The following is a 13,910-nucleotide window of genomic DNA, read 5'->3' as shown; positions in this document are numbered from 1 at the left end:
GTTGCATGGCAACAGTGATCCGACATGGCGGCTTGGCAGCCGTCAGAGGGGCCCGGTATCACATAGGCTTGAGCCTAGCCGCGTTTCCCCGGGATGCCGAACGCCGACCTGTTACATTTCTTTGCCTGGTGCGCGGGCGCTTCAATAGACCCACACTTCCACCCGCCGATTGCGCAAGCGACCTTGTTCCTGGTCATTCCCGGCCACCGGCAGCTCATCGCCCATGCCGGTCACTTCCAGCACGTCCACACCATCGCGTGCCAGCTCGCGGCGCACCGCCAGCGCCCGCAAGCGTGAAAGCAGCGCCGCACGCCCCGGTGTTTCCTTGGGGTCGCCAAACCCCACCAGCACCGCCTTGCTCTGCAGCTTGCCCGCCTGGCGCAGGTAGTCGGCCACCCGCTGCACATCGCGCAAGGCCTTGTTGTCGAGGCTGGCGCTGCCTTCCTGAAAGCGAAAGTTCACACTCAGCCGCTGCGCTTGCTGGGCCAGCGATCGGTAGCGCGGCGGCATGTCGGCCTGGGGCTGCACTGCCTGGGCCTTGACTTGCTGCGAGACGAAACCCAGCTGGGCGACGATGGCCTGGCCCGCCGGGCTCTGGGTGAAGTCGGCCAGGGCTTTGGCCTGAGGTTTGGCATTGGCTGGCAGGTAGAAATACAAGCGCCGCGACAGTGGGTAATCTTCGCTGGCCACCTGCGCGCGCTGCGGCAGCATGGCCGGCGCATCGCCCTCGGCTACTGCCAGCACCTTGGCCCCGTGCACTGCGGCCAGGCTGCTGAAACCGATGGCCTGGCGGTCGCTGCTGACCCGCTCGGCCAGCTCATCACTGGACTCAAAGCGCTGGGCCTGGGGCGACAGCGCGCCCTGATGAGGGTCGAGCACCAGTGCCTTGAACGTTTCGTAGGTGCCGGAACGATCGTCGCGGGCGTAAAGGTGAATCGACCCTCCGGTGATGCCCAGCTGGTCCCAGCGCTGGACTTGCCCAGAGAAGATCTGCGCCAGTTGCCGGGTGGTCAGTTGTGGCAGCGGGTTGTCGGGGTGCACGATCACCGCCACGCCATCCAGGCCGATGACCTGCTCGGCGCTGGCCGCGCGCAAATTGCCCAGGGCCTGCAGTTGGCGCACTTCTGCGTCGTTGATTGGCCGTGAGGCGGCAGCCAGGTCGGCCTCGCCACGGCCCAAGGCAGCGAAGCCAGTGCTGGACCCATGCGCGGCGATATCGATACGCAACGGTTGCCCGCGCACGTCGCGGGCAGTGATGACGGTTTCGTTGGCCTGCGCGCCGGGGGCCTGCTCGATGGCGGTTGCCTGTTGCGAGCGCAATTGCCCCTGGACCAAGGCCGGCAGCAGCGCAGCACCGATGGTGTTGGAGCCCTGCACGCGCAAATGGGCAGAATCGGCCAGGGCCGATAGCGGCAGCAGGGCGAGTAGAGCGAGCAGCAGGCGGGGCATGCCGGGCTACCTATGGCATAGAGTTGCCCGGCAGATTACGACGGTTGCGTGATGGAAATATGACAGTCACCTAGGGCCGCTTTGCGGCCCCAGCACCCTCAGTGCGCGCCTGCCGACTTGCTCAGGTCACTTTCTGCCCACTCGGTATAGACGCAGGCATCGGCCACCGCCCAGCGCACGTTAACGGTGTCGCCGGGCTGCATCGGCATGCCTGCCGCAGACAGCGCCTTCACGGTCATCTCGGTACCGCCTGCGGTGACCACATGGCAGGTCTGGCTTTCACCCAGGAACAGCACCTCGGCGACCTTGGCAGCCACCTCGTTCCAGCCGGGCGGCAGGGGTTGCGCCGCAGCCTGGGCGGTGCTCAGCGCCAAGGCTTTTTCCGGGCGCACCATGATCAGCGCCTCCTGCCCGGCAGCCAAACCGGCGGTCAGGCGGATCGCCACAGGCTGGCCCTCGAAACTGCCCGCGCCGTTGCTGCTGGCCTTGATCCGCAGGAAGTTGGAGTTGCCCAGGAACGAGGCGACGAACGCGTTCGGCGGGTTCTGGTAAAGGTCGTAACCACTGCCCAGCCCGACAATCTTGCCATGGCTGAAGATAGCGATGCGCTGGGACAGGCGCATGGCCTCTTCCTGGTCATGGGTCACATAGACGATGGTGATGCCCAAGCGCCGGTGCAACTGGCGCAGTTCGTCCTGCAGGTCCTCACGCAGCTTCTTGTCGAGCGCGCCCAGCGGTTCGTCCATCAGCAAGATGCGGGGCTCGTAGACCAGCGCCCGGGCAATCGCCACGCGCTGCTGCTGGCCGCCGGACATCTGCGAAGGCTTGCGGTGGGCGAACTTCTCCAGTTGCACCAGCTTGAGCATGGCGTCGACCCGCTTGTTGATTTCGGCGCTGCCAAGCTTGCGGATGGCCAGGGGGAAGGCGATGTTGTCGCGCACGTTCAAGTGCGGGAACAGCGAGTAGCGCTGGAACACCATGCCGATATCACGCTTGTGCGGCGGCACGTTCACCAGCGATTGGCCCTCGACCAGAATCTCGCCGCTGCTCGGGGTCTCGAAACCGGCCAGCATCGACAGGGTCGTGGACTTGCCCGAACCGCTGGAGCCGAGAAAGGTCAGGAACTCGCCGTCCTGGATTTCCAGGTCTAGGTTGTCCACGGCGGTGAAGTCGCCGTAGTGCTTGTTCAGGCCGCGCAGGCTGACCAGGGTCTTGGTGTGCGCGTTGTCTTTGATCACTGCACTCATTGTTGTTCTCTCCGGCACTCAGGCGTTGACTTCGGTGCGCCGGCGCAGGGCGGCGGCAATAATCATCACAAGCAGGGACAGGCCGATCAGCAGCGTCGAGGCCACGGCGATCACGGGGCTCAGGTCCTGGCGCAGGGTGGTCCACATCTTCACGGGCAGGGTCTGCAGGTCGGGGCTCGCCATCATCACGCTGAGCACCACTTCGTCCCACGAGACGAGGAAGGCGAACAGGCCGCCGGCGATCATCCCCGGGCGAATGGCCGGGAAGGTCACCTTGAAGATCGCCTGCAGACGCGAGGCCCCGCAAATGACTGCAGCGTCCTCGATCGACTGGTCGAACAGCTTGAGCGAGTTGATGATCGAGATGATGGTGAAGGGCAGGGCGACGATCACGTGGCTGACCACGAACGCGAACAGCGTGCCGGTGTAGCCCAATTTGAGGAACAGCGCATACACCGCCACGGCGATGATCACCAGCGGCACGATCATCGGCATGGTGAACAGGCCGTAGAGCATCTCGCGGCCGGGGAAGCGGCCACGTACCAGGGCAAACGCGGTGGGCAGGCCCAGCAGTACTGCGGCGACCGTGGTCAGCACGGCGACCTTGAGGCTGGCCAGGGCTGCGTCCATCCACTCAGGGTTGGAGAAGAACTGGTCATACCATTTGAAGGTCCAGCCCGGTGGCGGGAATACCAGCCACTGGGACGAGCCGAACGACAGCAGCACGATGAACACCACCGGCAACAACAGGAAGGCGGCGATGACCCCGGTGGTCAGGTACAAGCCCGTACGCAGCGGGCGGCCCATGGCATTGGGTGACAGGAGCATGGCGGATTACCTCGCGTTGCCGACCGGGGATTCCGGCTGCAGCTTCAGGTACAGGTAGAAGAGCACCAGGGTGATGACCACCAGCAGTGCGGCGGCGGCGCTGGCCAGGCCCCAGTTGAGGAACGACTGCACCTGCTGGATGATGAATTCGGGCAGCATCATGTTCTGCGCACCGCCGAGCAGGGCTGGGGTGACGTAGTAACCGAGCGACATCACGAACACCATCAACGCCCCCGAGAACAGCCCCGAGCGGCACAGCGGCAGGAACACCTTCCAGAAGTTGGTCCATGGGCTGGCGCCGCAGATCGAGCCTGCTTGTAGCACCATCGGGTCGATGGCATGCATGGTCGCCTGCAGCGGCAGCACGATGAACGGGATCATGATGTAGCTCATGCCGATTACCACGCCGGTGAGGTTGTGCACCATTTCCAGCGGGGTATCGATGATCCCCATGGCCATCAACGCCTTGTTGATCACCCCCGAACTCTGCAGCAACACCAGCCACGAGTAGGTGCGCGCCAGCAGGCTGGTCCACATCGACAGCAGCACGATGTTCAGCAGCCAGCGGCCCCAGCCATTGGGTACCAGGGTGATCGCCCAGGCCAGCGGGAAGCCCAGCAGCACGCTGATCAGCGTTACCACCCCAGCCACCGAGAAGGTGTTGAACAGCACCCGGGCGTAGGCCGAGTTGGCGAACAACTGCTCGTAGTTACCCAGGCCCGGCACCGGCTCCAGCACACCGCGCAGCAACAGGCCGATCAGCGGGGCGAAGAAGAACAGGCCAAGAAACAGCAAGGCAGGCAGCAGGTTGCGGCTGCCTTTCCAGCGCTGGCCCAGGCTCACGCGGCGGGGGGCCGTTCCCGGGGCGCCGGTGCCCGTGGGGGCACCTTGCGCGTTGTGCAGGGCGTTGATGGCGACTTTCATTTGACCAGCCACTCATTCCAGCGCGCGGCGATGGCCTGGCCGTTCTTCGCCCAGTAGGCGAAGTCCAGGGTTACCTGGTCCTGGGCGTAGGCGGTCGGCAGGTTTGGCGCGAGGTCGGCTTTGAGCTTGGGCACGCTGTCCAGGTTGACCGGTGCGTACGCCGTGAGGTTGGCAAAATCGGCCTGGCCTTCGGGGCTGCTGGCGTTGGCCAGGAACTTCATGGCCGCGTCCTTGTTCTTGGCGCCTTTGGGGATGACCAGGAAGTCGGCCATGACCAGGTTCTGCTTCCAGCTCACGCCAACCGGTGCACCGTCTTGCTGCAAGGCGTAGACGCGGCCGTTCCAGAACTGGCCAAGCGAGGCTTCACCGGAGGCCAGCAATTGCTGCGACTGGGCGCCACCGCCCCACCAGACGATGTCTTTCTTGATGGTGTCGAGTTTCTTGAAGGCGCGGTCCAGGTCCAGCGGGTAGAGCTTGTCGGGCGCGACGCCGTCGGCCAGCAAGGCCAGCTCCAGCACGCCGGGGCTCGGCCACTTGTACAGGGCGCGCTTGCCGGGGTAGGTCTTGGTGTCGAACAGCGAGGTCCAGTCCACCGGCTTGTTGGCACCGAGCTTGCCTTCGTTGTAGCCGAGCACGAACGAGAAGAAGAACGAGCCGACGCCATGATCGGAGACGAAGCGCGGGTCGATGCGGTCTTTCTTGACCGTGTTGAAATCCAGGGGTTCGAGCAGGCCTTCGCTGGCGGCGCGCAGGGCGAAGTCGGCTTCGACGTCGACCACGTCCCACTGCACGTTGCCGCTCTCGACCATGGCCTTGAGCTTGCCGTAGTCGGTCGGGCCGTCCTGGACGACTTTGATGTTGGTCGATTTGGAGAAGGGTACGGCCCATGCTTCTTTCTGGGCGTCCTGGGTGGTACCGCCCCAGCTGACGAAGTTCAGGCTGTCAGCGGCCTGTGTGGCCTGACATGCCAGGGTCAGCAGGCTGGCGGACAGCACTGCGGTTACACGTTTGCTCAACAGCATGGTTACGCCCTCGTTGCTTTTGTTATTCGAGGCGGGGCTTTTGGTGCGCCCGCCAACAGTATTCGGGGAGCAGCTAAAACAAAGTGTCGTGTGGCCGATTGTGATTCTAGGTGCTGGCCTGCACATTCAAGGTCTACGGGATATCATATTATGGTATTCCAAACTTTTGGCAAGAGGCGAAGGCGACCGGCCATCACTCCACCTCTGCAAACATCCCAACGCTGTTGGGTGTAGGGGCGGTGTCAGCCTTCCACACCGGGTTCGAAGGGAATGCTCTGCACCACCTCCAGCTCATACCCCGCCAGCCCCGCGTACTTCAGCGGCGGCCCCAGATGGCGCAGCTTGCCCACGCCCAGATCCTGCAGAATCTGCGCCCCGGTACCGACCTCCGAATACACCTTGGACTGCCCGCGTTGGTAAGGCCGCACCGGCTGTGTCAGTTGCGGCACGCGTTCGAGCAACGCCTGCGAGGATTCATGGTTGGCCAGGATCACCACCACGCCGGTGCCTTCTTCGGCCACCTTCTGCAGCGCCGCCCACAGCGTCCAGTTGGCCGGGCCTGCATATTCGGCGCCCACCAGGTCGCGCAGCGGGTCGATCACATGCACACGCACCAGGGTGGGCTGTTCACGGCGGATATCGCCCATCACCATGGCCATGTGCACACCGCCTTCGATGCGGTCTTCATAGGTGACCAGGCGGAAGGTGCCGTGCACCGTGGGCAGTTCGCGTTCGCCGATGCGCTTGATGGTCTGTTCGGTGCTCAGGCGGTAGTGGATCAGGTCGGCGATGGTGCCGATCTTGATGCCGTGCCGTGCTGCGAACACTTCCAGGTCCGGGCGGCGGGCCATGGTGCCGTCGTCGTTGAGCACTTCGACGATTACCGAAGCGGCGCTGAAACCGGCCAGGCGGGCCAGGTCGCAGCCGGCTTCGGTGTGGCCGGCGCGGGTCAGCACACCGCCTTCGCGGGCACGCAAGGGGAAGATATGCCCAGGCTGTACCAGGTCTTCGGGGCGTGCGCTCGGCGCCATGGCCGCAGCCACGGTGCGTGCCCGGTCAGCCGCGGAAATACCGGTGGTAACGCCCGTGGCGGCTTCGATCGACACCGTGAAGGCGGTGCTGAACACGCTGCCGTTGGCCGGCACCATCTGCTCCAGGCCCAGGCGCTGGCAGTGATCGTCGGTCAAGGTCAGGCAGATCAGGCCACGGGCTTCGCGGGCCATGAAGTTGATGGCCTGGGCGTCACAGCGCTCGGCGGCGATCAGCAGGTCGCCTTCGTTTTCTCGATCCTCGTCGTCCACCAGCAGTACCATTTTGCCTTGCCGGTAGTCTTCGAGGAGTTCTTCGATGCTGTTGAAAGCCATGTTGCACGCTCGCTGTGATGGGGTGATTATTATGGTATACCATCATACACAAATAGATTTGCAACAGGAGATCAGCGGATGAAAGCGTATTGGATCGCCCACGTGGACGTGACCGACCCTGAGCAGTACCAGCAGTACACCCAGCGTGCGCCTTCCGCCTTTGCGGCTTTCGGCGGGCGGTTCCTGGCCCGGGGTGGGCGCAGCGAGGCGATGGAAGGCAGGCAGACGCCGCAGCGCAGTGTGGTGATCGAGTTCGAATCGTATGAGCAGGCGCTGGCCTGTTACCGGTCCGAGCTGTACCAGGACGCCTGCGGCCATCGCCAAGGCGTGGCGAAGGCTGAGGTCATCATTGTCGAGGGGTTCGAGCCCTGAGCGGATGAGTACTGGCGTTCTTGTAAGGTAATTCTGATTTTCCTCGAACCAGGTCTGTACATGTTTTTCCAGTGCTAGCTTCCAGCTTTCTAAGGCCGGAGGCTATTCATGACGCGCATATCGATACATGGAAAAGGGCAAGCGCTGGATGGCGATATCACCACCACAGGCGCAGTCTGCATTGCCAGCAGTACGAACTACCGGGGGGACAACCGACGTGCGCTGCGCCTGGGCGATGCCACGACCGAGTGCCCTAACTGCAAGAAGGTCGGTGTCATTGTAGAAGGGGTGAATGCTTTCGTCATCGGAGGTAAACCGGCTGTTGTCGATGGGGCGCTGGTCAAGTGTGATTGCCCAAACGGCAGCAACCGGGTCATCGCGCAGTCAGCCATGCACCGGGCTGGCAGCCGTCCTGCTCAGGCTGCATCGCCTGCCTCTGCCGTCAGCCATTCGGCGCCTTCATCAGGGCAGAGTCCTGCTCAAGTGTACAACGCATCTCCCGTCGGCTCATCATCGATACTTGAGCCTGGCTTCCATATTGTGCAACGCAGCATGTCGTTCGAGCAGGTGCTTCAGAGCCTTGGCGCGACGCACAGCCCTTTGCCAGTGGCGTTATTGCAGCGCTTGAATCCTACGTACCCAGAGGGTTTCAAGGCGGGTGAAATTTTTGTGCTCGGCAGCCCCCACAGCGGGTTTTCCTGCAGTGCAGCGGAGGCCGAATTGATTATGGTGGCGGAGGAGGCAAGAGCGTCGCTGGCGATCCTTTCCGAGGAGGAGGCAAACTTCATGATGAAGCACATCGGTGAGATTGCCGGGGTGCTCAATGGCGCAAGTCAGTCAATGGGGGTGGGCAAGGACATGCTGGAGCGGGGGCTGTCGCAGGTGAAGGATACGTTGAAAGGCATCGAAGCTTTACACCAACGCCAATTTGCGCTCCATGGCCATCTAAATAGCCCTGAGTTTTTTGCGTTGCGCAAGGAGCTCCACAAGCAACTGGATGGCCAATTGCGCACGGCGTTTCTGAACAAATCGCTAGGTTTGGGAAGCTACGATAATTTACGACGTGATCTCGGGATCTCTACCAAGAGTGTGGTGCATCACTGGAAGAAAGCGGGTGTGCCAGGGCAGATCCCGGGTTACGTGACGCATCTGGACGAAGTGGCAAAGGTCTCAAAGTATCTGAAGTATGGCGGTTGGGTTGGGATCGGACTTGGCGCCGGTGCTTCCTACCTGAAAGTACATGAAGCTTGCCGTGCAGGTGAGACCGATGAGTGTAAGAAATTACGCTTTACAGAGGCAGGTACTTTTTCAGGAGGCCTTGTCGGGGGGGCGGTGGGGGCTGCCGCTGGAAAGTCGGCTGCATCCGCAGTCTGTAAATTCGGTGCTTGGGGTAAAGCTGCCTGTGGCATTGTCACTGTTGGTGGGTTGGCGTTCGGCAGTTCAAAAGGCGTCGAAGCTTTTGGTGAGTTTTTAGGAGAGCAGATCTACGAGGCTATCTATGATTGACTTGAGCGGTTGGCCCATAGGCGTTCGACTGGTGTTAATGTTTGTTCCGGTCGTGGCGTTGCTGGGGGGCCTGGCGATAAATTGGCATATAGCCATGTCTCGTCACTATCAGGTCATGTGCGATTCGTTCCGCCGCAGTGCCGCCTTGAAGGAAGAACAGCGGACTTCAGGTGATTTTGGCCTCAAGTCTCGCTTCTTGATAATTGCAGGTATGACGACGCCTCTCATCTGGCCAAGCCTCTTCATTCGGCGCGGCACCTTGCATCCTGATGATCATGATGAGTTTCCAGGGTATTTGAAGTTCCGTATGCAATTAGCAATGGGCCTCATGGTGTCAGGGATTCTATTGTCAATCGCAGTAGTGAATTGCTTTACGTGGTAATGCCGATGCTTGGCGTTATTTTCGTAGAAATGTAAAGCATTATGCAGCTGCGCTGAGGGTGGAAAACCGCTATAAAGCGGCGGACTGTCATCAAGAGCGAGACAATGAACCCCTACGAAGACATGCGTATCTTTGCCCAGGTCATGGAAGCCGGCAGCTTCACCGCTGCCGCCGACCGCCTGGGCATGTCCAAGCAATCGGTCAGCCGGCGCCTGATGCAGCTCGAAGAACGCCTGGGCGTGCGCCTGCTCAACCGCTCCACCCGGCGCCTGGACGCCACGCCGCTCGGCCAGCACTACTACCAGTCGGCGCTGCGCCTGCTGGGCGAGGTGCAACAGGTGGAGCACGACATCAGCGGCCAGGCCCAGGCCCTGCGCGGTACCTTGCGTCTGAGTGCGCCGCTGTCGTTTGCCATGTCGCACCTGGGCTGCCTGCTGACCGAGTTTCTGCGCCTGCACCCGCAGCTGGATGTGGAGGTGGACCTCAGCGACCGTGCCGTGGACCTGATCGGCGAAGGCTACGACCTGGCCCTGCGCATCGGCGCGCTGGAGGACTCCAGCCTGATCGCGCGGCGGATTGCCAGCGTCGAGCGGGTGTATTGCGCCAGCCCGGCGTATCTGGACGCGCGAGGCGTGCCGCAGCGGCCCGAAGCGCTGGCCGAGCATGACTGCCTGCCCTATGGGCATTCACGGCAGGTGCAATGGCAGTTCACCCAAGGTGGCAAGGCTCAGGCCATCGCGGTGACCGGCCGGATGCGGGCCAACAATGGCGAGCTGCTAAGGGACGCGGCGATTGCCGGGATGGGGGTGACGTACCTGCCGACCTTCATTGTCGGGCAGGCGTTGGCCGATGGGCGGTTGGTAAGCCTGCTGCAAGGCTGGACACCGCCGGCGTTGCAGTTGTCGGCGGTGTATCCGCAGCACCGGCAGGTGGCCAGGCCGGTGCAGGGGTTTGTCGAGTTTCTACGGGAGCGATTGGCGCAACTTCAAGTGCTGAACGGCCTGTATTGATCGTGTGGGCTTGTTTGGGGATTCACCCGACAAGCCGCCCATCGAACTCCGCCATGGCATCCAGCATCGCCTCGCGGAAATACGCCAGCGAAGGCCGATCAAACAGGATCTGCAACCTCGGCACCCCCTCACTGGCCACATTCACCACCATCACGTTGATCCGCGCCGCCGATGTCTGCGCCACGGCACCGACCGGAAACGCCTGTGCACGCAGGTCAACGCCACACAGCTTGGCCATCACCGCGCTGCAATGCTGCCCCGACAACTGCAGCCAGGCATGGCTGTCCTGGCGCGGCAGCAGGTAGTTGCGCTGGGCATCCTGCACCCAGTCGGCCTCTTGCGCGGCCACCCTCGCGCCCTGGTCGCTGAGGCTGCCCAACAGCAGGTACTCACTGGCCGACAGGCGCGCCACCCAGCCACCGTCGTCCTGGCGCAGCGCCTGGTTAGGCAGCGATGGCAAATGGTAACCGTGCGCTTGCAGGTAGCCCGCGCTGTCGCTGCCCCTAAAACCGACCCGCGGCAAATCGGTGAGGTCGGTCAACGCGCAGGTCTGCGGGCCGTTTGAGAGGAATGCTTGCGTGTTCAAGTTGGTCATGGCTCAGCGTTCCTGGCGCAGGTTGTCGGGGTCGTGGAAGGGCAGTTGCACCACCTTGGCATTGACCATCACCCCGCCCTCGACGCGGATCGGGATGTGCATGCCAGGCGTGGCCTGATGGGCGCCGGCGTAGGCCAGGCCGATGATCTGCCCGAGGGTTTGCGAGTACTCGCAGGAGGTGACGTTGCCGCTGATGTCCGGGCCGTCCAGCACCAGGTGGCCTTCCAGTGGCTGCGGGCTGCCCTTGGGCAGGGTGAAGCCGACCAGCTTGCGCTTGAGCGGCTGCGCTTCAAGGATCTCGATCGAACGTTTGCCGACGAAAAACGGCTTCTTGCGGCCGATTGCCCATTGCATGTCGATCTCGGCCGGGTGGGTCATGCCGTCGGTGTCCTGGCTGATGATCACATGGCCCTTTTCCAGGCGCAGCAGGCGCTGAGCCTCGACGCCGAAGGGGCGGATACCCAGCCCGGCGCCGGCCTGCATCAACGCGTCCCACAGGCGTTCGGCATGGCGCGCCGGCACATGCACCTCATAGCCCAGCTCGCCAACGAAACCGACCCGCAAGATGCGCGCCGCGATGCCGGCCACCTTGCCCAGGCGCACGCCCAGGTAAGGGAAGGCCTCGGCCGAAAGATCCACACCCTCGCACACCGTGGCCAACACCTGGCGCGACAGCGGGCCTGCCAGGTTGACGGCGGCCAGGGCGGCGGTGACGTTGGTGATGTCCACGTCCAGCCGCCACTGCGCGTTCCACTTGAGCATCTGCTGGTAGATGCGGTCGACGCCACTGGTGGTGGCGGTGACGTAGAAATGCTGCTCGCTCAGGCGGGCGCACACGCCATCATCGATCACCACGCCATGCTCGTTGGTCATCAGCGCATAGCGAGTGCGGCCGATGGCCAGCTTGGCAAAGCCGAAGGTGTACAGGCGTTCGAGCAGTTCGGCGGCGTCGTGGCCGCGCACGTCGAGGCCGCCCAAGGTGGAGACGTCGATCAGGCCGACCTTCTCGCGCACATGGCGGGCTTCTTCCTGCATGCAGCGTTCGCGCTCGTCGGGTTTGCCGTAGTAGGCAGGGCGCTGCCAGATGCCGGCGGGCATCATCTTCGCGCCCGCCGCCACATGGCGGCGGTGCATCGGCGTCTGCCGGTACGGGTCGAAGGCACGGCCGGCGACATGCGCCAGCTTCTCGGCCTGAAAGGGTGGCCGGGCGGTGGTCACGCCGGTTTCGCTGATGCTGCGCCCGGTGGCCTGGGCCACCAGGCGCGCGGTGGGCAGCGCCGAATGCCGGCCCTGGGACGGGCCCATGCCCACCGTGGAGAAACGCTTGACCAGTTGCACGTCGCGGTAGCCACTGCGGGTGGCGTTGACGATATCGCGCACCTGCAAGTCTTCATCGAAATCGACGAAGTCCTTGCCCTTGGGGTGCGGGAAGATCGGCCAGGGGAAGTTGACCTTGGCCTCGGGGCCGAAAGCCTTCAGCGCGGGCGCTGGCAGGCCCAGCGCCGCGACCGCCTCGGCAGCGGCGCGGGTCGCGTCGGCGAGCACGTTGTCCAGGTGATGCCGGCCATTCACCGACCCTGCGATAGCCAGACCGACTGGCAAGTTGCTGAGGCTGAAGGCATCACGGTCGACGTCGTATGCCAGCTTGCCGCCTGCCTGGCACAGCAGTTGATACACCGGCATGTAGCCGGCCGACATGCACAGCAGGTCGCAGGCCAGGCGCAGGCCTTGCGTACCCACCTTGCCTTGGCCGGTGATGGGGCGGATGTCGACGCCGCTGACATGGCGCATGCCCTTGCCGTGCAGGGCTTCATAAACGGTGCTGCCCAGGTGCAGAGGGATGTCGCGGCGCTTGAGCTCGCTGGCCAATGCGGCGTCTGCCGGCGCCGCGCGCATGTCCACCAGGGCGGCGACGGCCACGCCTTGATCTTGCAGGTCGAGGGCCGCCAGGTAGCCGTCGTCGTGGCCGGTGAGGACCACCGCACGCTGCCCCGGCTTGACCGCGTACAACTTCATCAGCCGTTGCGCGGCGCTGGTCAGCATGATCCCAGGCAGGTCGTTGTTGCGGAACACCACCGGCTGGTCGAACGCACCGGCCGTGACCAGGCAGCGAGTGGCACGCACCTTGTACAGGCGTGTGTGCTGGATCACCGGCAGGTAGTTGTCGGTGAACCAGCCGTTGCAGGTGGCCTGCAGCAGCACCTGGATGTTCGGGTGGGCCTCGACGGCATCGAGCAATGCCTGGCGCAGGCGGGTGGCGCGGGTGCCGGCAATGTCGAAGCGGGCGTAGGTGAGCGAACCGCCCAGCACGGGCTGCTGCTCGATCAGCAGCACCTTGGCCCCGGCAGAGGCCGCGTCCAGCGCCGCGCGCAGGCCAGCAGGGCCGCCGCCGATCACGGCCACGTCGACAAACAGGTAAGCCTTGTCGTGGTACTGCGGTTTGAAGCCCAGGTCGAGCACGCCAAGGCCGGCTTTCTTGCGGATCAGCGGCTCCCAGACCTTCCACATGCCTTTGGGCTTGTAGAACGACCGGTAATAGAAGCCAACCGGCATGAACCGCGAAAACTTGCCCAGGTAGGCGTCACGGTCGTGCTCCAGGCTACCGTTGAAGTTCTGGCCTTCGACCACCTGGCCATCACGGGCCGCCTCCATATCGGCCAGCACGTTGGGTTCGTCGGACAGTTGCACCAAGGTGTTGGCATCTTGCCCGGCCAGGCTCAGCGGGCCACGCGGGCGGTGGTACTTGAACGAGCGCGACAGCAGCCAGCGGCCACTGCCGAGCAGTGCGCTGGCGATGCTGTCGCCCGCAAAGCCCTGGCAGGCCTGGCCATCGAAGATAAAGCGCAGCGGCCGCTCGCGGTCGATCAAAAGGCCCATGGGGGCGGGGAGGCGAGTGAGGCTGTTCATCCGGCTATCTCCGGGTTGGCGGCTGGGGTGAACTCGACACGGCGGTCGAAGATTTCGTTTGGGTCGAAGGTGCGCAGCACCTGGTCGCTGACCGTGTGGCGCTCGGCCAGGAACCAGTAGCTGGAAGCGTTGTGCAGCCACCATTCGGTGACCACGCCGGCAAGGTTGTCGCTGTTGAACACGTAGTCGGCCCATTCGACGTCGCTGCAACGGGCCGGGTCGGGCATTAGCTTGAACTCGCCGCCGTAGGTGAATTCGCTGATGTTGCGCGGGCCGTTCAAGGGGCAGGTGAGGATCTTCATCG

13 protein-coding genes are annotated in these 13,910 nt (G+C 63.6%); 4 read left to right on the top strand and 9 right to left on the bottom strand.

The genetic code is table 11. From position 1 onward, the window contains the following. Positions 1 to 141: 141 nt before the first annotated feature. The 6 genes from LOY26_RS16995 to ribBA form a co-directional block, all read right to left on the bottom strand. On the bottom strand, positions 142 to 1,449 hold the full coding sequence (locus tag LOY26_RS16995) for a substrate-binding domain-containing protein (RefSeq protein ID WP_186663147.1): 1,308 nt from the start codon (positions 1,447 to 1,449) through the stop codon (positions 142 to 144). Positions 1,450 to 1,547: 98 nt separating this feature from the next. After that, positions 1,548 to 2,696, bottom strand: a complete 1,149-nt coding sequence (locus LOY26_RS16990; protein ID WP_186654846.1) for an ABC transporter ATP-binding protein — start codon at positions 2,694 to 2,696, stop codon at positions 1,548 to 1,550. Positions 2,697 to 2,714: 18 nt separating this feature from the next. After that, complete coding sequence (locus LOY26_RS16985; RefSeq protein ID WP_186654843.1) at positions 2,715 to 3,524, bottom strand: ABC transporter permease; 810 nt, start codon at positions 3,522 to 3,524, stop codon at positions 2,715 to 2,717. A 6-nt stretch (positions 3,525 to 3,530) separates the two neighbouring features. Next, positions 3,531 to 4,448, bottom strand: coding sequence for an ABC transporter permease (locus LOY26_RS16980; protein WP_033698899.1), 918 nt, complete (start codon positions 4,446 to 4,448; stop codon positions 3,531 to 3,533). Further along, a complete protein-coding gene (locus LOY26_RS16975) occupies positions 4,445 to 5,470 on the bottom strand; it encodes a polyamine ABC transporter substrate-binding protein (protein WP_033698898.1) in 1,026 nt (341 codons plus the stop codon). Before LOY26_RS16975 ends, LOY26_RS16980 begins: the two co-directional genes overlap by 4 nt. A 242-nt stretch (positions 5,471 to 5,712) precedes the next feature. Next, positions 5,713 to 6,834, bottom strand: coding sequence for a bifunctional 3,4-dihydroxy-2-butanone-4-phosphate synthase/GTP cyclohydrolase II (gene ribBA, locus LOY26_RS16970; protein WP_033698897.1), 1,122 nt, complete (start codon positions 6,832 to 6,834; stop codon positions 5,713 to 5,715). A gap of 78 nt (positions 6,835 to 6,912) precedes the next feature. Between ribBA and LOY26_RS16965 the strand changes: the two genes are divergently transcribed. The 4 genes from LOY26_RS16965 (at position 6,913) to LOY26_RS16950 (ending at position 10,104) form a co-directional block, all read left to right on the top strand. Beyond that, positions 6,913 to 7,206 carry a DUF1330 domain-containing protein gene (locus LOY26_RS16965; RefSeq protein ID WP_186663146.1) on the top strand — a complete coding sequence of 98 codons (294 nt, stop codon included), beginning with the start codon at positions 6,913 to 6,915 and terminating at the stop codon, positions 7,204 to 7,206. Between the two features lie 108 nt (positions 7,207 to 7,314). Then, positions 7,315 to 8,712, top strand: a complete 1,398-nt coding sequence (locus tag LOY26_RS16960) for a PAAR domain-containing protein (RefSeq protein WP_186663145.1) — start codon at positions 7,315 to 7,317, stop codon at positions 8,710 to 8,712. Then, on the top strand, positions 8,705 to 9,094 hold the full coding sequence (locus tag LOY26_RS16955; protein ID WP_186663144.1) for a hypothetical protein: 390 nt from the start codon (positions 8,705 to 8,707) through the stop codon (positions 9,092 to 9,094). The genes LOY26_RS16960 and LOY26_RS16955 overlap by 8 nt, the downstream gene beginning before the upstream one ends. A 104-nt stretch (positions 9,095 to 9,198) precedes the next feature. Then, positions 9,199 to 10,104, top strand: a complete 906-nt coding sequence (locus LOY26_RS16950; RefSeq protein WP_047581006.1) for a LysR family transcriptional regulator — start codon at positions 9,199 to 9,201, stop codon at positions 10,102 to 10,104. Between the two features lie 22 nt (positions 10,105 to 10,126). On the opposite strand, the gene LOY26_RS16945 is transcribed toward LOY26_RS16950, so the two are convergent. Genes LOY26_RS16945 through LOY26_RS16935 form a run of 3 tightly spaced genes read right to left on the bottom strand, consistent with a single transcriptional unit; the run spans position 10,127 to position 13,908 of the window. After that, positions 10,127 to 10,699, bottom strand: coding sequence for a sarcosine oxidase (locus LOY26_RS16945; protein WP_186654832.1), 573 nt, complete (start codon positions 10,697 to 10,699; stop codon positions 10,127 to 10,129). Between the two features lie 3 nt (positions 10,700 to 10,702). Then, positions 10,703 to 13,606, bottom strand: a complete 2,904-nt coding sequence (locus LOY26_RS16940) for a 2Fe-2S iron-sulfur cluster-binding protein (RefSeq protein WP_258713909.1) — start codon at positions 13,604 to 13,606, stop codon at positions 10,703 to 10,705. Beyond that, positions 13,603 to 13,908 (bottom strand): sarcosine oxidase subunit delta, encoded by a 306-nt coding sequence (locus LOY26_RS16935; protein WP_033698890.1) that lies wholly within the window; start codon positions 13,906 to 13,908, stop codon positions 13,603 to 13,605. Before LOY26_RS16935 ends, LOY26_RS16940 begins: the two co-directional genes overlap by 4 nt. Positions 13,909 to 13,910: the final 2 nt, after the last annotated feature.

It is taken from the genome of Pseudomonas sp. B21-047 (assembly GCF_024748775.1).
Lineage (GTDB): Bacteria > Pseudomonadota > Gammaproteobacteria > Pseudomonadales > Pseudomonadaceae > Aquipseudomonas > Aquipseudomonas capeferrum.
The sequence above is the reverse complement of the archived record's forward strand: the minus strand, read 5'-3'. Positions and strand labels throughout refer to the sequence as shown.

Bases quoted from the DNA above. Each gene is read 5' to 3' on its own strand.
- LOY26_RS16975 (WP_033698898.1), bottom strand. From the start codon at position 5,470: ATGCTGTTGAGCAAACGTGTAACCGCAGTGCTGTCCGCCAGCCTGCTG.
- ribBA (WP_033698897.1), bottom strand. From the start codon at position 6,834: ATGGCTTTCAACAGCATCGAAGAACTCCTCGAAGACTACCGGCAAGGC.
- LOY26_RS16940 (WP_258713909.1), bottom strand. From the start codon at position 13,606: ATGAACAGCCTCACTCGCCTCCCCGCCCCCATGGGCCTTTTGATCGAC.
- LOY26_RS16955 (WP_186663144.1), top strand. From the start codon at position 8,705: ATGATTGACTTGAGCGGTTGGCCCATAGGCGTTCGACTGGTGTTAATG.
- LOY26_RS16935 (WP_033698890.1), bottom strand. From the start codon at position 13,908: ATGAAGATCCTCACCTGCCCCTTGAACGGCCCGCGCAACATCAGCGAA.
- LOY26_RS16950 (WP_047581006.1), top strand. From the start codon at position 9,199: ATGAACCCCTACGAAGACATGCGTATCTTTGCCCAGGTCATGGAAGCC.
- LOY26_RS16985 (WP_186654843.1), bottom strand. From the start codon at position 3,524: ATGCTCCTGTCACCCAATGCCATGGGCCGCCCGCTGCGTACGGGCTTG.
- LOY26_RS16995 (WP_186663147.1), bottom strand. From the start codon at position 1,449: ATGCCCCGCCTGCTGCTCGCTCTACTCGCCCTGCTGCCGCTATCGGCC.
- LOY26_RS16980 (WP_033698899.1), bottom strand. From the start codon at position 4,448: ATGAAAGTCGCCATCAACGCCCTGCACAACGCGCAAGGTGCCCCCACG.
- LOY26_RS16965 (WP_186663146.1), top strand. From the start codon at position 6,913: ATGAAAGCGTATTGGATCGCCCACGTGGACGTGACCGACCCTGAGCAG.
- LOY26_RS16945 (WP_186654832.1), bottom strand. From the start codon at position 10,699: ATGACCAACTTGAACACGCAAGCATTCCTCTCAAACGGCCCGCAGACC.
- LOY26_RS16990 (WP_186654846.1), bottom strand. From the start codon at position 2,696: ATGAGTGCAGTGATCAAAGACAACGCGCACACCAAGACCCTGGTCAGC.
- LOY26_RS16960 (WP_186663145.1), top strand. From the start codon at position 7,315: ATGACGCGCATATCGATACATGGAAAAGGGCAAGCGCTGGATGGCGAT.